Below are 16,606 nucleotides of genomic sequence, written 5' to 3'. Positions count from 1 at the left end.
ACGCGACTGATCAATGATGGAATGGAGTGATCGCGATGCGTTCCCACGGATACGAGCGTGGACATCGTCACGACGGCTCGGGCCCGCGCGGCCGGGGTGGATTCGGCGGCTTCGAGGGCCGCCGGGCGGCTTTCGGGCCCTTCGGTCCCGGAGGCCCGGGCTTCGGTCCGGGCGGTCCCGGGGGTCCCGGTTTCGGGCCCGGCTTCGGCCCGGGACCCTGGGGGCCGCGAGGGCGCGGCGGACCGCGGGGGAGGGCACGGCGCGGCGATGTGCGCGCCTCGATCCTCGCCTTGCTCAGGGACCGGCCGATGCACGGCTACGAGATGATCCAGGAGATCGCCGAGCGCAGCGGTGGCGCGTGGAAGCCGAGCCCCGGCTCGGTCTACCCGACCCTCCAACTGCTGGAGGACGAGGGGCTGATCGCCAGCGAGAGCGAGGGCGGCAAGAAGCTGTTCGCCCTGACCGAGGCCGGCCGCGCCGCCGCAGAGGAAGGCCCGGAGGCTCCCTGGGAGGAGGCCTCGCGCGGGGTCGACTGGGAGGCGCTCGGTGAGGTCAGGCAGGCCGGCTTCGGTCTGATGCAGGCGTTCGGGCAGGTGTGGAACACCGGCACGAAGGAGCAGCGCGAGAAGGCGCTGGCCGTCGTCAACGAGGCCCGCAAGAAGCTGTACCTCATCCTGGCCGACGAGCACTGACGAGCACCGATGGGTACTGACGTGTACCGAGGCCGTACGGCCCCGGAGAAGGCGCCCCGCGGAGACTCCGCGGGGCGCCTTCGCGCGTCCGGGCCCGGGTACGGGTGCTGGTTCGGCTCCAACCGGAGGCTCAGGTCACGAGCCCGTCCAGCTTGCGCAGCGACTCGTTCAGCGCGGCCGTCGCCGAGTCCTTCAGCTTGCCGGCCATCAGGGAGACAGCGGCGCCGGTGAACTCGCCGTCGATGCGGAGCGTCGTCGTGTCGCCGTCCGGGGTGAGCGTGTAGCGGGTGGCGACGGTCACCGCCATCGGGCCCTTGCCGCGGATGGCGAGCACCCTGGCCGGCTCCAGCTCCTCGATGGTCCAGTCGACCTCCGCCGGGAAGCCCATGAGCTTCATGTTCTCCTGGAAGGTCCCGCCCACCGCGAGAGTCTCGGGTCCGCCCTTGGGGAAGCTGGTGTGGGTCGCGTTCCACTCGCCGTACGAGGACCAGTCGGTGAGCCGGGTCCACACCTGCTCGGCGGGTGCCTGGATGCGTGCCTCGGCGCTGACTTCGGCCATGCGACCACCCCTTCGTCTCGGGCTACGGTGTCGCGGAACGTAGCCGCAGGGCCTCGAACATTCAATACTGATGAACCGTCAGGAATGACCGTCCCCGGCCTGATCTCCTCCCCAAGGATGAGATTCCGCGCGGCGGCGTCCACTCTGTGCGGGACGCGGAAATGGTTCCCCTCGTCGATGACGTGGACCGCCGGGGCTGGTGAGGTGGAAGGCGTGCAACACCGTGTAACCCGTCAGCCCGCCGGTGAGCAGGGCGGACCGCGCCCCGACCACGACGCCGGACTCAGCGCCGAGCTGGTCGCGGTGGTAGCCGGTGCCCGCCGCCGGGCGGTGCGGGACGGGGACCGGCAGGTCGACACCGCCCACCTGCTCCACTCGCTCCTCGAGTACGACCCCGAGGTCCGCTCCGCCGTCGGCGACGGTCCGCAGCTCGCCCGGCTGCTCGGCTACCTCGTGCAGCGCAGCATCGGCTACGGGCTGCGCTGGCAGGGCACCGTGGAGGACTCCGGAGCCCTCGCAGTCGTACCTGACCCGGCCCTCGACGGCGGCGATTTTTCCAGGGAGGCGGGGGGCTGGTCGCCCGCCGCGACCGCTGCCATGGAGGACGCCCGCCGCCGCGCCCGGCGGCGCACCGGGGCGCCGGCCGGCGGCCCCGACCTGCTCGCCGCGCTCGTCACGGACCCGGGGTCCCGGGCCGTCGAGGTCCTGGAGCGCGCCGGCATCCCCGCCCGTGAACTGCGTGCCCGCGTCGAAGAGCCCGAGATCGAAGAGCCCGAGATCGAAGGGTCCGAGGAGGAGTTCACGGGCGGCCGGGAGGCCGTCGGCTGACCCGGAGCGGCCACGCGCCGGACCCGGGCCGGGCAGCCCTCCGCCTGTCCATCTCCTGAGACAGGTGTCAACGGGGGTGAAGCTCCTGTCGCCCCCTGTCATCATGTGCCGGTGCATACGTCTGGAAGCAGTCAGGGCAGTCACGGCAGGGGTGCCGGGCTCGGTCTCGCGCTCGCCTCGGCACTGGCCTTCGGTGGGTCGGGGGTGGCGGCCAAGCCGCTGATCGAAGCGGGACTCGACCCGCTGCACGTGGTGTGGCTCAGGGTCGCGGGCGCCGCCGTGGTGATGCTGCCGCTGGCGGTGCGGCACCGCGCCCTGCTGCGCCGCCGCCCCGCGCTGCTCGCCGGCTTCGGACTGCTCGCCGTCGCCGGTGTCCAGGCTTGCTACTTCGCCGCCCTCTCCCGGATCCCGGTCGGGGTGGCGCTGCTCGTCGAGTACCTGGCCCCCGCGCTCGTGCTCGGCTGGGTGCGGTTCGTGCAGCGGCGGCCCGTCTCGCGGGCCGCCGCGCTCGGCGTGGTCCTCGCCGCCGGCGGTCTCGCCTGCGTGGTCGAGGTGTGGTCGGGGCTGAGTTTCGACCCGCTCGGGCTGCTGCTCGCGCTCGGCGCCGCCTGCTGCCAGGTCGGCTACTTCGTCCTCGCCGACCAGGGCAGCGAGGCGGGCGAGGAGGCGCCGGACCCGCTCGGTGTCATCGCCTACGGCCTGCTCGTCGGCGCCGCCGTACTGACCGTGGTGGCCCGTCCCTGGACCATGGACTGGTCGGTGCTGGCCGGCTCCGCGCACCTGAACGGCACCGCCGTCCCCGCCTTCGCCCTGCTGACCTGGATCGTCCTGGTCGCCACGGTCGTCGCGTACATCACCGGCGTGCTCTCGGTGCGGCGGCTGTCCCCGCAGGTCGCGGGCGTCGTCGCCTGCCTGGAGGCGGTCATCGCGACGATGCTCGCCTGGGTCCTGCTCGGCGAGCACCTGTCGGCCCCCCAGGTGCTGGGCGGCGCCGTCGTCCTCGTCGGCGCGTTCATTGCCCAGTCCTCCACCCCCGCCAAGGGCTCCGCCGAGCCGGTCGCCACGGGCGGCGCGGAACGGGAACTGTCCGCCCGGGGCACCGCGGCGTGAGGTCACCGAGGGCTCGCCTTTTCCACCGCGGCTGAGGCGGTGCTCCGGGACGGCGCCTCACCGAGGCTGGCCGGGTGAAGTGACCGGCGTTCCGGTCGGCGGACCTCACCGCCGGACCGGGTCGCGGGCCCGGTCGATGGGAGCCGCCGTCGGACACCGCCTGGGCCTCGCGGGCGTTCACAGGGTCGACAGGTACCCCGGCGTCTCGATGCCCGCCGCCAGGTCGGCGTTGTCGATCGGGGTGTCGTAGCCCTTGCGGAGCGGGACCACGCCGGCCCAGTGCGGCAGGGCGAGGTCCTCGGGCTCGTCGTTCGCTCCGCCCGTGCGGATCTTCGCGGAGACCTCGTCGAGGTCGAGGCGGATCACGGCGGTGGCCGCGAGTTCCTTCTTGTTCGCCGGCCGGGAGTCGGCCGAGCGGCCCGGCACCACGTGGTCCACCAGGGCGTCCAGGGCCAGCCTGCGCTCCTCGGGGTCGGTGACCTCGTGCGCGATGCCGTGCACCACCACGGAGCGGTAGTTGATCGAGTGGTGGAAGGCCGAGCGTGCCAGCACCAGCCCGTCGACATGGGTGACCGTCAGGCACACCTCGAGCCCCGGGTCGGCGACGCCGGTCATCCGCAGCGGCCGCGAACCGGTGGACCCGTGCACGTAGAGCCGTTCGCCGACCCGGCCGTACAGCGTGGGCAGGACCACGGGCGCCCCGTCGCGTACGAACCCGAGGTGGCAGACGTAGCCCTCGTCGAGTATCGCGTGCACCACGTCCCGGTCGTACGAGGCCTTCTCCGCGGAACGCGTGGGCACCGTGCGGTCGGTCGGGGTGTACGCGGCGGACTGCGGCGGAGTTTGCTGGGTGCCCTGCATGGCGATCTCCATTGCACTAGTGCATAATTGTTTTTGTGCTAGGAGAGTATCCGATCCAGGGACAGGGCGCAGCCGAGATCGCGGCCAGCGTCGAGCGCGCGGTCGGCGCCGGGGAGCTCGAACCAGGCCAACCGCTGCCTCCCATGCGGGAGTTGGCGACCCGGCTCGGGGTGAACCCGAACACCGTGGCCGCCGCCTACCGCACCCTGCGCGAACGCGGCGTGATCGAGACCGCCGGTCGCCGTGGCAGCCGGATCCGGCCCAAGCCGGCCACGACCGGGCGCGAACAGATCCGGGTGGACGTGCCGGACGGCGTGCGCGACGTGGCCGACGGCAACCCGGACACCACCCTGCTGCCGGGCCTCGCGGACGCGTTCGCGGCGGCCGCTGCCCAGGGCGACCGGGAGCCCGTGCTGTACGGGCACGCCCCCGTGGAACCCGAACTGACCCGCATGGCCCGGGCCGCGCTGGACGCCGACGGGGTCCCGGACGGCGCCGTCTCGGTGGCCTCCGGGTCCCTGGACGCGGTCGAGCGGGTGCTCGCCGCGCACCTCAGACCGGGCGACCCGGTGGCCGTCGAGGACCCCGGCTGGGGCAGCCTGCTCGACCTGGTGTCCGCGCTCGGCTTCCGCACGGTCCCGGTGGGCGTGGACGACGAGGGGCCGCGCCCGGACGACGTCGGCGCGGCGCTGCGGTCCGGGGCGCGCGCCCTGGTCGTCACCGACCGGGCGCAGAACCCGACCGGCGCGGCGCTGACCGCCCCACGCGCGCGTGCGCTGCGATCCGTGCTCGCGGAGCACCCCGAGACGCTGCTGATCGAGGACGACCACGGGCACGGGATCGTCGACCTCCCGTTGCACCCGCTCGCCGGGGTCACCCGACACTGGGCCTTCGTGCGCTCCGTGGCCAAGGCGTGGGGGCCCGATCTGCGCCTCGCCGTGTTCACCGGGGACGCCGTGACCCTGGACCGGGTGCGCGGGCGGCAGCGCCTCGGACCCGGCTGGGTGAGCCGGATCGTCCAGCGGGCCGTGGTGCGCCTGTGGGCCGACGGCGCGGTGGACACGCGCGCGGTGGCGGCGTCGTACGGCGCCCGCCGCGACGCCCTGATCGAGGCGCTGGCCGAGCGCGGGGTGGCGGCGCACGGCCGCAGCGGCATGAACGTGTGGGTGCCCGTACCCGACGAGACGGGCGCGGTCGCCCGGCTCCTGCACGGCGGCTGGGCGGTCACCCCGGGAGCCCGCTTCCGCCTCGGCTCGCCGCCCGGCATCCGCATCACAATCTCGACGCTGAGCCCCCAGGACGCCGCCCCCCTGGCCGAGGCGGTGGCGGCGGCGATCCGCCCGACCCCGGCGCGCACGTACGTGTAGACGGGTCCCGGTCGGGGCGCGGCAGCGGGCCGGGCCGGCCGGGCCACGTCCCGAGTGCGCCGTCGTCAGGGGTGCGGCGCCCTCGCCCGACACGTTGGCGGCAGTCCGTCCGGCCCGGGCGCGGACCCACGTCCGGCGGGTGCCGCCCGGAAGCCCGGGAGCCACCCGGGCCGGGCGTGGCGCATCTCGTGGCAGGCCGGCACCGTGTTCAAGAGGCGGCCGGCCGGGGCCGTGGCGGCAGTGCGCCTGGTCTCGGCGTGCCTCCGCGCGGGCGAGCCCCCGGCCCGGGGCGCGGGAGCGGACGTGCCCGCCGCGGCGCACCTCGTCGCCGCGGCCGGACCGCTGTCCTCAGGGGGCGCTGCGCCTGGGCTTGACCTGGGTGAGTGCAGCGCCCGCGAGGACGATCACCGCGCCCACCGGTGTGGTCCAGTGCAGCGACTCGCCCAGGATCGCCACACCGGCGGCCGTCGCGATGACCGGGATGAAGTACGTGACCATCTGCGCGGTGGTGGGCCCGACCTCGGCGACCAGGCCGTACTGGATGAGCACGGCCAGCCCGGTCCCGAGCGCCCCCAGCGCGGCGATCGCCAGCAGCGGGCCGAAGGAGAAGTGCGCCGGGAAGCTGGTGAACAGCGGGGTCACCACGGCCAGCTGGACCGTGGCCACCAGCAGTTGCGCGCCCGTCATCGACAGATGCGAGTTCCCCGTCCCGGCCAGCGTGCGCCGGACGTAGATCCACCCGACCGGGTAGCTCAGGGAGGCCAGCAGCGCCATGGCGGTGCCGGTGGCGTCCAGCCCGTGGAAGCCCTGCCAGGCACCCAGCACCGTGAGGACGCCGAGGAAGCCCAGGCCGAGGCCGGCGACCCTGACCCGGGTCGGCCGGTCCTCGGAGAGCGCCACCATGGACAGTGCCATGCCCCACAGCGGCGAGGTGGCGTTGCAGATCCCGGCCAGCGTGGACGGGATGGTCAGCTCCGAGTAGGCGAACAGGGAGAACGGCAGCGCGTTGAGGAAGAACGCGGCGATCGTCAGGTGCGTCCAGGTCCGTGCCCCGCGCGGCAGCCGCTCCCGCTTCACCGTCATGGCGGCCGCCAGCACCGCCGTACCGAACACGAGCCGGCCCAGGGTGACCTGGAAGGGCGCGTACCCTTCCGTGCCCACCTTGATCAGCAGGAAGCTGAAGCCCCAGATCAGCGACAGGGCGCCGAAGCGCAGACGCCAGTCGAGGCGGGCCCGCGGCCCGGTGGGGGGAGCCGGGGCTGCCGCTGCCGCCGGGGCGGAGGACGTGGAGGAGGGGGAAGGGATGGGGGACCGGCCCGGGGTCTGGGCCGTGGATGCGGGGACCGTGCTCATGCTCTCCACGATGCTGGAGGCAACCTCTTAGCACAATCGAAATCTTGCACCGGGTACCTCGTAGAATCGCTTACATGTTGAACTTGGAGCGCCTGCGCACCCTCGACGCCCTCGCCCGGCACGGCTCGGTCAGCGCCGCCGCCGACGCCCTGCACGTCACGACGTCCGCGGTCTCCCAGCAGCTCGGCAAGCTGGAGCGGGAGGTCGGCCAGCGGCTTCTCGCCAAGAACGGGCGGGGCGTACGGCTCACCGACGCCGGGCGGCTGCTGTCCGAGCACGCGGCCCGCATCCTGTCGCAGGTGGAGCTCGCCCAGTCCGACCTGGAGGCGCACCGCGGCCAGGTCGTCGGCGAACTCCGCCTCTCGGCGTTCCCGACGGCCGCCCGGGGCCTCTTCCCGGCCGCGCTCGCCGAACTGCGCGGCCGGCACCCCGGGCTGCGGGTGCGTTCCAGCGAACTGGAGCCCGAGCAGGGCGTGGCCGGCGTCGTGCGCGGCGACCTCGACCTCGCGGTCGTCCTCGACTGGTACAACAAGCCGATGCCCGTGCCCGACGGCCTGGTCAAGGCGCCCCTGCTGGACGATCCGGCCGACGTCGCCATGCCCGCCGGACACCGGCTCGCGGACCGTGAGGAGGTGGACCTCGCCGAGTTCGCCGAGGACGAGTGGATCACCTGGGGCGAGGGCGAGTTCTGCCACGAGTGGCTGATGTTCACCCTGCGCTCGAAGGGCATCGAGCCCCTCGTCGGCCACCGCGCGGGCGAGACCCACACCCAGCTCGGCCTGGTCGCCGCGGGACTCGGCGTGTGCATCGCGCCGTTGCTCGGCCGGCACCCGGTGCCGGACGGCATCGTCCTGGTCCCGCTCGCCCAGCGCGTACGCCGGCACGTCTACGTCGTCTGGCGGGCCGACGCCGACCGCCGCCCCTCGATCCGCGCGGCGGTCGAGGCCCTGCGCACGGCGGCCGGGCGACTGGGCCAGCACCCGGGCGTGCCCCGGGAGCCGCGCCCTGGGGCACGTGTCTAGGACGCGCCCAGCTTGCGGAAGTCCCAGGACACGATCTTCTCCGGGGTCAGCCGGGCCCAGGCGTGCCGGCCGTCGTGCGGCATCTCGTCCAGGCCGAAGTTCTTGCGGGCGAACAGCGTCTCGGCCGTGTCCAGTTCGGCGCACAGCTCACCGGTCCGCGGCACCTCGCCCACGAACTCCACCCGCCCGGACAGCTCGACCCCGCGCAACTGGTCGTACTCCTCGCCCGAGTCCACCACGACCGCCACCCGGCGATCACGGGTGAGCTGGGCCCAGCGCCTGCTGCGCACCACCGAGTACAGCCACAGCGAGGTGCCGTCCCAGGCGAACCACAGCGCGCTCACGTGCGGCGCGCCGTCCGCAGAGACGGTCGCGACCCGGCAGGTGCGCTGGGTCGTCAGGAACTCGTCCAGCTCCCCGGGCGTCATCATGATCTTCCGGCCCCGGCGCTGCTCCGTGACAGTCATACGGCCCCCTCTTTCTCCCACGTCGTGCCAGAGAACGTCCGTCCTGCGGTGATCCTCTGACATCACGTCAGAAAAAGGAATGGGTCGGCTTCCCCTCGCGCCTCGATCCGGATACTCTCACCGCCCCGCACCCCCGCGACGGGAGGCGCCATGCCGTCGGACGAAGAGCTGCGCGCGCTGCTCGACCCCACGGGCACCGTGCTCTTGACCGTGGAGTGCCAGCGCGGGGTGGTCGGTCCGGACGGCGCGCTGCCCGAACTCGCCCGCGAGGCCCGCTCCTCCGGAGCCCTGCGCAACGTGGCCCGGCTGGTCGCGGCCGCGCACGCCGGCGGGGTGCAGGTGATCCACGCCCTGGCCGAGCGCCGCCCCGACGGACGCGGCGCCAGCCGCAACGCCCGCCTGTTCCGGGCCGCCGAACGACTCCCCGTCCAGCAACTGACCGGGACCACCGCGGTGCGGGTGGCGCCGCCGATCGAGGTCGCCGAGGAGGACCTCGTCGTACGGCGGCTGCACGGGCTGTCCCCGATCCAGGGCACCGAGGTCGACGCCCTGCTGCGCAACCTCGGCTGCCGCACCCTGGTCGTGACCGGCGTCTCGGCCAACGTGGCGATACCCAACGCGGTGTTCGACGCGGTCAACCGCGGCTACACCGCCGTCGTCCCGGCCGACGCGGTCGCCGGCGTGCCCGCCGACTACACACCCGCGATGATCCGCAACACCCTCGCCCTGGTCGCCACGATCACGACCACGGACCGGGTGCTGGACTGCTTCGAGCGGCAGGGCCGGCGGGCGTGAGGCGGCCCGGGGCGTGACGCGGCTCAGGCCAGCTTGATCTCGTCGCCGGCGACGGTGATCTTCGCGGCGGCCAGCGGCTGCGTCGCCGGTCCCTTCTTCACGCTGCCGTCCTCGGCGGAGAAGTGGCTGTTGTGGCACGGGCAGACGATGACGCCGTCCGCGACGCTGCCCACCGTGCAGCCCCGGTGGGTGCACTTCGAGGAGAACGCCTTGTAGGTCCCCGCCGCAGGCTGGGTGACCACCACGCCCTTGTCCTCGAAGACCTTGCCGCCCCCTTCGGGGATGTCCGAGGTCTTGGCCAGGGCGGTGCCGGCGGCCGAGCCGGAGCCGGCCCCGGTGTTCCCCGTGTTCCCGGAGTTTCCGGTGTTCCCCGAGTCCGACGAGTCGTCACCCGAACCGCAGGCGGTCAGCGCGGCGGCGAGCCCGGCCGCTCCGGCCGCCGCCATGACGGTACGGCGGGCCGGTCCCGATTCGGGCGTGTGCGAGGCGCTGGTCATGTGGGCGTTCCCTTCCGCGGAGCTGTTCCCGATCCGTCCAGGGGTACGGCCCCCGGGCACCACCCGTTCAGACGGCAACCAGATCCTTGCCCCGCGGCGTGAAGGCGGCGTGAGCGGAGGGTGCCGGCCGGCCGTGGGCCCGGGCGCCCGCCGCCCCAGTAACCTGGGGCGATGCTCAAGGAAGTCACCGCGACCCGTTACATCACGCCCCTGCGTGAGGGCGGCTCGATGCCGGGGCTCGTCGAGGCCGACGACTTCGGGACGTACGTCATGAAGTTCACCGGCGCAGGACAGGGCCGCAAGACGCTGGTCGCCGAGGTCGTGTGCGGCGAACTCGCCCGCAGGCTGGGCTTCCGGATGCCCCGCCTGGTCACCCTTCACCTGCACTCCGTTCTCGGCCTGGGCGAGCCCGAGCAGCAGGTGCAGGAGCTGCTGAGATCCAGCGACGGCACCAACCTCGGCATGGACTTCCTCTCCGGCGCCCTCGGCTACGACCCGCTCGCCTTCCCGGTGAGCCCGGCGGAGGCCGGAAGGATCGTCTGGTTCGACGCGATGATCAACAACGTGGACCGCTCCTGGCGCAACCCCAACCTCCTGGTGCACCGCGGCGAGCTGTGGCTCATCGACCACGGCGCCACGATGATCTGGCACCACAACTGGCCTTCCGCGGAAGCCTCGGCGGCCCGCCCCTACGACGCCTCCGACCACGCCCTCGCCCGGTTCGCCCCGGACGTCGCCGCCGCGGCGGCCGAGCTGGCCCCCCTGGTCACCGAGGACCTGCTCGCCGAGGTCACCGCCGAGATCCCCGACGTCTGGCTCGCCGGCGAACCCGGCTTCGACACCCCGGACGACCTGCGCCGGGCCTATGCCCGGCCCCTGCTGGCCCGCGCGGCCGTCATCGCCGAGCGCATCACCGGCATCGAGGAGGGCAAGTGAGCGAGCGCCACATCCACATGGCCGGTCATGTGACCGAGCGCCACATCACCCGGCCGGGCCAGGGCGGCGACCGGGACGTGTTCGAGTACGCGCTGCTGCGGGTGGTACCCCGGATCGAGCGCGGTGAGTGCGTCAACGCGGGCGTGCTCCTGTACTGCCGCGCCCGGGCGTACGTCGGCGCCCGCACCCATCTGGACGAGGCCCGGCTGCTGGCCCTCGACCCGGGCGCCGACGTGGCCGGGGTGCGGGCCGCGCTCGGGGCCGTGGAGCGCGTCTGCGCGGGCGGGGAGGGGGCCGGACAGGCGGCCCACGACGACGCGGGGCGCCGGTTCCGCTGGCTGATCGCGCCACGCTCGACGATCGTGCAGCCCGGCCCGGTGCACACCGGTCTGACCGCCGATCCGGTGGCCGAGACCGAGCGTCTGCTGGACCTCCTGGTGAGGTAATGGATCACACCGCCCCGGTGTCCCGTTGACACCGGGTGCCAGGGTCTCTAGCGTCACGGGTGCGGAAGGTACTAAGCGGTCGCTCACCGCACGACAGGTTCTCTCGAAGGGCCGCACGGGTCCGCATGAAGAGGACCAGACAGGTTCTCTCAAGGGCGAGGAGAAGCAGCACATGTCCACCACTGAACAGCGGGTCGCGGTAGTCACCGGTGCGGCGCGCGGCATCGGCGCCGCCACCGCCGTACGACTGGCCGCCGAGGGCCGCGCGGTCGCCGTGATCGACCTCGACGAGGCCGCCTGCAAGGACACCGTGGAGAAGATCACGGCGGCCGGCGGCAAGGCGATCGCGGTCGGCGCGGACGTCTCCGACGAGGCGCAGGTCGAAGCGGCCGTGGCCCGGATCGTGGCGGAGCTGGGCGCCCCGACGATCCTGGTCAACAACGCGGGCGTGCTCCGCGACAACCTGCTGTTCAAGATGAGCGTCTCCGACTGGGACACCGTCCTGAACGTGCACCTGCGCGGCTCCTTCCTGATGACCAAGGCCGTGCAGAAGCACATGGTCGACGCGGGCTTCGGCCGGGTCGTCAACCTCTCCTCCTCCTCGGCGCTCGGCAACCGCGGCCAGGCCAACTACTCCGCCGCCAAGGCCGGTCTGCAGGGCTTCACCAAGACCCTCGCGATCGAGCTGGGCAAGTTCGGCATCACCGCCAACGCGGTCGCCCCCGGCTTCATCGCCACCGAGATGACCAAGGCCACCGCCGACCGCGTCGGCATGGGCTTCGACGACTTCAAGGCGGCCGCCGCCACCCAGATCCCGGTGCAGCGCGTCGGTGAGCCCGAGGACATCGCCAACGCCATCGCGTTCTTCACCGGCGAGGCGGCCGGCTTCGTCTCCGGCCAGGTGCTGTACGTCGCCGGCGGACCGCTGAACTAGGTCCTCGGGAACCCGTAGAACACGGAGAACGCGGAGAACACGGACATGACTGAACTTCCGGAGCTGTCCGGCAAGGTCGCCCTCGTCACGGGCGCCAGCCGCGGCATCGGCTACGGCGTCGCCGAGGCGCTGGTCGCCCGCGGCGACCGCGTGTGCATCACCGGCCGCAACGAGGACGCGCTGAAGGAGGCCGTCGAACGCCTCGGCGCGGACCGCGTCATCGGCGTCGCCGGCAAGGCCCACGACCTCGCCCACCAGACCGAGGCCGTCGGGCGCACCATGGAGGCCTTCGGCCGCCTCGACTACCTCGTCAACAACGCGGGGACCAACCCGGTCTTCGGGCCCATCGCCGACCTCGACCTGGACGTCGCCCGCAAGGTCTTCGAGACCAACGTCGTCTCGGCGCTCGGCCTCGCCCAGAAGACCTGGCACGCCTGGCAGAAGGACAACGGCGGCGCGATCGTCAACATCGCCTCGATCGCGGGTCTCGCGCCGTCGCCGTTCATCGGCGCCTACGGCGTCAGCAAGGCCGCGATGATCAACCTGACCCAGCAGCTGGCGCACGAGTTCGCGCCGAAGGTCCGGGTCAACGCCATCGCCCCGGCCGTGGTGAAGACCAAGTTCGCCCAGGCGCTGTACGAGGGCCGCGAGGCGGAGGCCGCCGCCTCCTACCCGCTGGGCCGGCTCGGCGTGCCCGCCGACATCGGCGGCGCGGCCGCGTTCCTCACCTCCGCCCAGTCCGACTGGGTCACGGGGCAGACGCTCGTCGTGGACGGCGGCCTCTTCCTCAACGCCGGCGTGGGCTGACCGCCCCTGTCCGTCCGTCTCGTTCGGGCGCCGTTTCCCAGCGGAACGGCGCCCGAAACGCGTCTCAGGGGGCGCACAGTGGGATGACAACGTAGTCATCGTTCAATCGATCAAGAAGTCCTGTTCCGGAGGAGGCTCGGGGAGCCGGACGCTGCGGTATGGTCTGCCGACCCTTGGTATGGCAGATCGAGGAGCGTGCGCGTGTTCAACCGGAACCGATTCCTGCGGAGAGTCGCGGCGATCGCGTCCATATCCCTGGTGGCCGGCTGCAGTCTGCTGTCCAATGGCGATCCCGACAGCAAAGGCCCGATCGTCGTGGGAACCACCAGCGCGCCCAGCACGCTGGACCCGGCCGGAGCCTGGGACGGGTCCTGGGAGCTGTACCGGAACATCTTCCAGACGCTCCTCGCCTACCCGAACGGTGCCACCACCCCGCAGCCGGACGCGGCCGAGAGCTGCTCGTTCACCGACAGCGCCAGCCGCACCTACCGGTGCAAGCTGCGCGCGGGCATGAAGTTCGCCGACGGCGACGCGCTGACCGCCCAAGCGGTCCAGCACTCCATCAACCGCATCCGCGCCATCAACGCGCCCGGCGGCCCCGCCGGACTCCTCGGCAGCCTGGACAAGGTCGAGGCGGTCGGCGACCTCGAGGTGGTCTTCCACCTCAACCAGTCCGACGCCACCTTCCCGTTCGTGCTGGCGACCCCGGCCATGTCGATCGTCGACCCCGACGACTACCCCTCCAACTCCCTGCGCAAGGACGGCAAGGTCTTCGGTTCCGGGCCCTACAAGCTGGAGTCCTACGAGGAGGAGAAGCAGGCCGTCCTGGTCCGCAACGACCGGTACCGCGGCTTCGCCGACCGGCAGAACGACGCGGTGACGATCCGCTACTTCCACGACTCGTCGAGCATGGTCAAGGCGCTGCGCGACAAGCAGATCGACGTCACCTACCGAGGTCTGGCCGCCGACGACATCATCGAACTCCAGCGGCAGGGCAACTCGGACCTCCAGCTCTTCGACGGCGCGGGCACCGACATCAGCTACCTGGTGTTCAACCCGAAGGACTCCTGGGCCAAGCAGCCCGCCGTCCGCAAGGCCGTCGCCCAGATCGTCGACCGCGGCGCGATCGCGCACAAGGTCTACAAGGACACCGTGGACCCGCTGTACTCCATGGTCCCCAAGGGCCTGACCGCGCACACCACGGCGTTCTTCGACGACTTCGGCGACCCGAGTGTCGCCAAGGCCCGCCGGATCCTGTCCGACGCGGGCATCACCCAGCGCGTGCCGCTCACCTTCTGGTACACGACCGACCGCTACGGCTCCGAGACGGCCGTGATGTTCCAGGAGCTGAAGCGGCAGCTGGAGAGCTCCGGCCTGTTCACCATCACCCTCAAGAGCCGCCCCTGGAAGACCTACGTGGTCGGCTACCAGAAGGGCGAGTACCCGGTGTTCGGCCGTGGCTGGTTCCCGGACTTCCCCGACGCCGACAACTTCATCGCCCCGTTCGTCGGCGACCACAACGCCCTCGGCACGCCCTACCCGTCCAAGCAGATCACCTCGGTGCTGCTGCCCCGCTCGCGCGCCCAGAGCAACCGCGCCAAGGTGGTGAAGGACCTGGAGGCGGCCCAGCAGTTCATGGTGAACGACGCCCGGCTGATCCCGCTGTGGCAGGGCCGGCAGTACGTGGCGGCCAGCGACGACATCTCCGGCGGCGAGCAGGCCCTCGACCCGTCGACGATCATGATGATGTGGGCGCTGCACCGCAAGACGAGCTGGTGATCCGGCTCGCGGCAACGGTTGTCAGTGGTCGCCTGTAGGTTCGGAGACCTGAAGGTGACCGCACGCCGTAGTTGATCCACATCGTGAGGACGTTGACGTGACCGACATCGCCATGCTGCCCGAGTCCTGGCGCGGGGTTCTGGGCGACGAACTGCAGCAGCCCTACTTCAAGGAGCTGACCGAGTTCGTCGAGGAGGAGCGGGCGAAGGGTCCCGTCTACCCGCCGCGCGAGGAGGTCTTCGCCGCGCTGGACGCGACGCCGTACGAGCAGGTCAAGGTCCTCGTGCTGGGCCAGGACCCGTACCACGGCGCGGGTCAGGGCCACGGCCTGTGCTTCTCCGTCCGCCCGGGCGTGCGGACGCCGCCCTCGCTGCGGAACATCTACAAGGAGATGAAGGAGGAGCTGGGCCTGCCCGTTCCGGACAACGGCTATCTGATGCCGTGGGCCCGGCAGGGCGTGCTGCTGCTCAACGCGGTCCTCACCGTCCGGGAGGGCGAGGCCAACTCGCACAAGGGCAAGGGCTGGGAGAAGTTCACCGACGCCGTCATCCGCGCGGTGGCCTCGCGGCCCGACCCGGCGGTCTTCGTGCTCTGGGGCAACTACGCGCAGAAGAAGCTCCCTCTGATCGACGAGAGCCGGCACGTCGTGGTCAAGGGCGCGCACCCCTCGCCGCTGTCCGCGAAGAAGTTCTTCGGCTCCCGGCCGTTCACCCAGATCAGCGAGGCGGTGGCCCGGCAGGGGCACGAGGCCATCGACTGGCGCATCCCCGACCTGGGCTGACCCGCGCCCACGGGCCCGTCCACGGCCTGACAGGCCGCCGGGCCCGCGCGGCCCCGTGTCGCACGGGGCCGCCTGCCCGGGATTCCCCGCGCCGCCGGTTAGCGTCGGGGCAGACGGCTGACCAGACAGCCGACGAGGGCCCGGAGGACGTGGTGGCGGAGCGACAGGAGCAGGCGGCACCGGACGCCGTGCTGACGCGGATCGGCCAGGTCGTGATGCTGCATCACGGCGGCGACCGTGAGGAGGCCCGGCACCGCTTCCTCCAGCTGTGGGCGGAGATCGGCGAGCAGGGGGCCGCGCTGCACCGCTGCACGCTGGCCCACTACCTGGCCGACACCCAGGACGACCCGTCCGACGAACTGGCCTGGGACCTGCGGGCGTTGTCCGCGGCGGAGGAGCTGGCCGGGGACCGCGCCGCCGATGACCCGCCGAGCGTCCGCGCCTTCCTGCCCTCCCTCCACCTCAACCTGGCCGCCGACTACGCCAAACTGGGCCGCGCCGAAGCCGCCCACAGCCATCTGCGCCGGGCCCGCCACGCCGCCGGTTCACTCTCCGACGACGGCTACGGCGACGGCGTCTGGGCGGCGATCAGCCGCCTCGAATCCCGCCTGGGCGAGGACAACACCCCGGGCGGCGACCACTGGGGCCCACCCCGCCAGCGCCCCACCACCTGAAACGCGGCGCTGCGCGGCTCACCGGTTGACGTGCTGTGGGGCGGGGACCCAGCCGTGTCTGCGGGCGCGGTCAACGGCCGTACGTCCGTTCGCAGATCACTGACTCCGGGCTGTCTCCGCGCCAGCCGCCGTACTTGCGGCCGAGGGCGCAGAGGTCTTCGGCGCCGCGGGCCGGGCGGGACACGTTCGGGGGCTCGGCCGGGGGCCGGTGTGCGGGTTCCGGGCGTGGCCGTGGGTGGGTGGGGGGTGCGGGCGGGCGGTGGGCGGCCGGTGGTGCGGGCTCCGCTCGGTGCGGGGCGGCCGGGGCGGTGCGGTGCGGGTGCCTGGACGGGCCGGCCATCTCCAGGGCCTCGCGGGCCGGCGCCTGCACCACGCGTGGCTGCGCGCTGCCGTCGGGCTGGGCCGCCGTGGGCCGCGAAGGCGCCGTGTCCGGCAGCGGTCCGGGTGTCGCCGGGCGCTGTACCGTCACACAGCCGGACAGGGCCGAGACGGCCACGGTGACCAGGAGCGCTGCGGTCGTCGTCGTTCGATGCACCCGGCAACTCTGCGGGTTCGGCTCCCGTCTTGGCACCGCGCACCGTACACAGATGCCCCCGCACGGGTGATCTCCTGCCCCTAACGAAGGGTCCTGGCGTCCGGAGGGTGACGTTCCGGGTGTCCAGCGCGCCGGCTTCGGCGGCCTCTCCGGCCGGCGGCCC

General features: G+C 72.7%; 19 protein-coding genes. 13 read left to right on the top strand and 6 right to left on the bottom strand.

Annotation, left to right across the window (positions count from 1 at the left end; all coding sequences use genetic code 11):
* Nucleotides 1-35: 35 nt before the first annotated feature.
* Complete coding sequence (locus PV343_RS02735; RefSeq protein WP_319145122.1) at nucleotides 36-692, top strand: PadR family transcriptional regulator; 657 nt, start codon at nucleotides 36-38, stop codon at nucleotides 690-692.
* A gap of 130 nt (nucleotides 693-822) precedes the next feature.
* Here PV343_RS02735 and PV343_RS02730 read toward each other — a convergent pair whose 3' ends face one another.
* Complete coding sequence (locus tag PV343_RS02730; RefSeq protein ID WP_319145121.1) at nucleotides 823-1,251, bottom strand: SRPBCC family protein; 429 nt, start codon at nucleotides 1,249-1,251, stop codon at nucleotides 823-825.
* A gap of 213 nt (nucleotides 1,252-1,464) precedes the next feature.
* Between PV343_RS02730 and PV343_RS02725 the strand changes: the two genes are divergently transcribed.
* Both PV343_RS02725 and PV343_RS02720 read left to right on the top strand, forming a co-directional pair.
* Nucleotides 1,465-2,079: a Clp protease N-terminal domain-containing protein gene (locus PV343_RS02725; RefSeq protein ID WP_319145120.1), complete on the top strand. Its 615-nt coding sequence runs from the start codon at nucleotides 1,465-1,467 to the stop codon at nucleotides 2,077-2,079.
* A 105-nt stretch (nucleotides 2,080-2,184) separates the two neighbouring features.
* Nucleotides 2,185-3,189 (top strand): EamA family transporter, encoded by a 1,005-nt coding sequence (locus tag PV343_RS02720; RefSeq protein ID WP_319145119.1) that lies wholly within the window; start codon nucleotides 2,185-2,187, stop codon nucleotides 3,187-3,189.
* A gap of 177 nt (nucleotides 3,190-3,366) precedes the next feature.
* Here the strand turns inward: PV343_RS02720 and PV343_RS02715 are convergent, their stop codons facing one another.
* Nucleotides 3,367-4,050: a pyridoxamine 5'-phosphate oxidase family protein gene (locus PV343_RS02715; RefSeq protein WP_319145169.1), complete on the bottom strand. Its 684-nt coding sequence runs from the start codon at nucleotides 4,048-4,050 to the stop codon at nucleotides 3,367-3,369.
* A 35-nt stretch (nucleotides 4,051-4,085) separates the two neighbouring features.
* Between PV343_RS02715 and PV343_RS02710 the strand changes: the two genes are divergently transcribed.
* Nucleotides 4,086-5,417 carry an aminotransferase class I/II-fold pyridoxal phosphate-dependent enzyme gene (locus PV343_RS02710; protein ID WP_319145118.1) on the top strand — a complete coding sequence of 444 codons (1,332 nt, stop codon included), beginning with the start codon at nucleotides 4,086-4,088 and terminating at the stop codon, nucleotides 5,415-5,417.
* 348 nt (nucleotides 5,418-5,765) lie between these two features.
* On the opposite strand, the gene PV343_RS02705 is transcribed toward PV343_RS02710, so the two are convergent.
* Nucleotides 5,766-6,770, bottom strand: a complete 1,005-nt coding sequence (locus PV343_RS02705; RefSeq protein ID WP_319145117.1) for a DMT family transporter — start codon at nucleotides 6,768-6,770, stop codon at nucleotides 5,766-5,768.
* A 74-nt stretch (nucleotides 6,771-6,844) separates the two neighbouring features.
* Between PV343_RS02705 and PV343_RS02700 the strand changes: the two genes are divergently transcribed.
* On the top strand, nucleotides 6,845-7,792 hold the full coding sequence (locus PV343_RS02700; protein WP_319145116.1) for a LysR family transcriptional regulator: 948 nt from the start codon (nucleotides 6,845-6,847) through the stop codon (nucleotides 7,790-7,792).
* Here the strand turns inward: PV343_RS02700 and PV343_RS02695 are convergent.
* Nucleotides 7,789-8,259, bottom strand: coding sequence for a pyridoxamine 5'-phosphate oxidase family protein (locus tag PV343_RS02695; RefSeq protein ID WP_319145115.1), 471 nt, complete (start codon nucleotides 8,257-8,259; stop codon nucleotides 7,789-7,791). The two genes, PV343_RS02700 and PV343_RS02695, sit on opposite strands and share 4 nt — an antisense overlap.
* 150 nt (nucleotides 8,260-8,409) lie before the next feature.
* Between PV343_RS02695 and PV343_RS02690 the strand changes: the two genes are divergently transcribed.
* Entirely contained in the window at nucleotides 8,410-9,054 is a 645-nt protein-coding gene (locus PV343_RS02690) for a cysteine hydrolase (RefSeq protein ID WP_319145114.1), read from the top strand.
* 23 nt (nucleotides 9,055-9,077) lie between these two features.
* Here PV343_RS02690 and PV343_RS02685 read toward each other — a convergent pair whose 3' ends face one another.
* The gene (locus PV343_RS02685; protein ID WP_319145113.1) at nucleotides 9,078-9,551 is read right to left on the bottom strand and encodes a Rieske (2Fe-2S) protein; all 474 of its coding nucleotides are present in this window, start codon (nucleotides 9,549-9,551) and stop codon (nucleotides 9,078-9,080) included.
* A 171-nt stretch (nucleotides 9,552-9,722) separates the two neighbouring features.
* Between PV343_RS02685 and PV343_RS02680 the strand changes: the two genes are divergently transcribed.
* From PV343_RS02680 to PV343_RS02650, 7 genes are all read left to right on the top strand, one after another.
* A complete protein-coding gene (locus PV343_RS02680) occupies nucleotides 9,723-10,487 on the top strand; it encodes a HipA family kinase (protein ID WP_319145112.1) in 765 nt (254 codons plus the stop codon).
* Nucleotides 10,484-10,933, top strand: coding sequence for a DUF3037 domain-containing protein (locus PV343_RS02675; protein WP_020938697.1), 450 nt, complete (start codon nucleotides 10,484-10,486; stop codon nucleotides 10,931-10,933). Before PV343_RS02680 ends, PV343_RS02675 begins: the two co-directional genes overlap by 4 nt.
* A gap of 172 nt (nucleotides 10,934-11,105) precedes the next feature.
* The gene (fabG, locus tag PV343_RS02670; protein WP_133920992.1) at nucleotides 11,106-11,867 is read left to right on the top strand and encodes a 3-oxoacyl-ACP reductase FabG; all 762 of its coding nucleotides are present in this window, start codon (nucleotides 11,106-11,108) and stop codon (nucleotides 11,865-11,867) included.
* A gap of 45 nt (nucleotides 11,868-11,912) precedes the next feature.
* On the top strand, nucleotides 11,913-12,674 hold the full coding sequence (locus PV343_RS02665; protein ID WP_319145111.1) for an SDR family oxidoreductase: 762 nt from the start codon (nucleotides 11,913-11,915) through the stop codon (nucleotides 12,672-12,674).
* Between the two features lie 201 nt (nucleotides 12,675-12,875).
* Entirely contained in the window at nucleotides 12,876-14,453 is a 1,578-nt protein-coding gene (locus PV343_RS02660; protein WP_319145110.1) for an ABC transporter substrate-binding protein, read from the top strand.
* Nucleotides 14,454-14,550: 97 nt separating this feature from the next.
* Nucleotides 14,551-15,234, top strand: a complete 684-nt coding sequence (gene ung / locus PV343_RS02655) for a uracil-DNA glycosylase (protein ID WP_319145109.1) — start codon at nucleotides 14,551-14,553, stop codon at nucleotides 15,232-15,234.
* Between the two features lie 152 nt (nucleotides 15,235-15,386).
* Nucleotides 15,387-15,908, top strand: coding sequence for a hypothetical protein (locus PV343_RS02650; protein ID WP_319145108.1), 522 nt, complete (start codon nucleotides 15,387-15,389; stop codon nucleotides 15,906-15,908).
* 70 nt (nucleotides 15,909-15,978) lie between these two features.
* Here PV343_RS02650 and PV343_RS02645 read toward each other — a convergent pair whose 3' ends face one another.
* Nucleotides 15,979-16,443 (bottom strand): hypothetical protein, encoded by a 465-nt coding sequence (locus PV343_RS02645; protein ID WP_319145107.1) that lies wholly within the window; start codon nucleotides 16,441-16,443, stop codon nucleotides 15,979-15,981.
* Nucleotides 16,444-16,606 lie beyond the last annotated feature (163 nt).

The organism is Streptomyces sp. WI03-4A (assembly GCF_033792105.1).
GTDB lineage: Bacteria > Actinomycetota > Actinomycetes > Streptomycetales > Streptomycetaceae > Streptomyces > Streptomyces collinus_A.
Note: the sequence above shows the minus strand (reverse complement) of the source record. Positions and strands in the feature narration are given on the sequence as shown.

Bases quoted from the DNA above. Each gene is read 5' to 3' on its own strand.
- PV343_RS02735 (WP_319145122.1), top strand. From the start codon at position 36: ATGCGTTCCCACGGATACGAGCGTGGACATCGTCACGACGGCTCGGGC.
- PV343_RS02730 (WP_319145121.1), bottom strand. From the start codon at position 1,251: ATGGCCGAAGTCAGCGCCGAGGCACGCATCCAGGCACCCGCCGAGCAG.
- PV343_RS02715 (WP_319145169.1), bottom strand. From the start codon at position 4,050: ATGCAGGGCACCCAGCAAACTCCGCCGCAGTCCGCCGCGTACACCCCG.
- PV343_RS02705 (WP_319145117.1), bottom strand. From the start codon at position 6,770: ATGAGCACGGTCCCCGCATCCACGGCCCAGACCCCGGGCCGGTCCCCC.
- PV343_RS02700 (WP_319145116.1), top strand. From the start codon at position 6,845: ATGTTGAACTTGGAGCGCCTGCGCACCCTCGACGCCCTCGCCCGGCAC.
- PV343_RS02695 (WP_319145115.1), bottom strand. From the start codon at position 8,259: ATGACTGTCACGGAGCAGCGCCGGGGCCGGAAGATCATGATGACGCCC.
- PV343_RS02690 (WP_319145114.1), top strand. From the start codon at position 8,410: ATGCCGTCGGACGAAGAGCTGCGCGCGCTGCTCGACCCCACGGGCACC.
- PV343_RS02685 (WP_319145113.1), bottom strand. From the start codon at position 9,551: ATGACCAGCGCCTCGCACACGCCCGAATCGGGACCGGCCCGCCGTACC.
- PV343_RS02680 (WP_319145112.1), top strand. From the start codon at position 9,723: ATGCTCAAGGAAGTCACCGCGACCCGTTACATCACGCCCCTGCGTGAG.
- fabG (WP_133920992.1), top strand. From the start codon at position 11,106: ATGTCCACCACTGAACAGCGGGTCGCGGTAGTCACCGGTGCGGCGCGC.
- PV343_RS02665 (WP_319145111.1), top strand. From the start codon at position 11,913: ATGACTGAACTTCCGGAGCTGTCCGGCAAGGTCGCCCTCGTCACGGGC.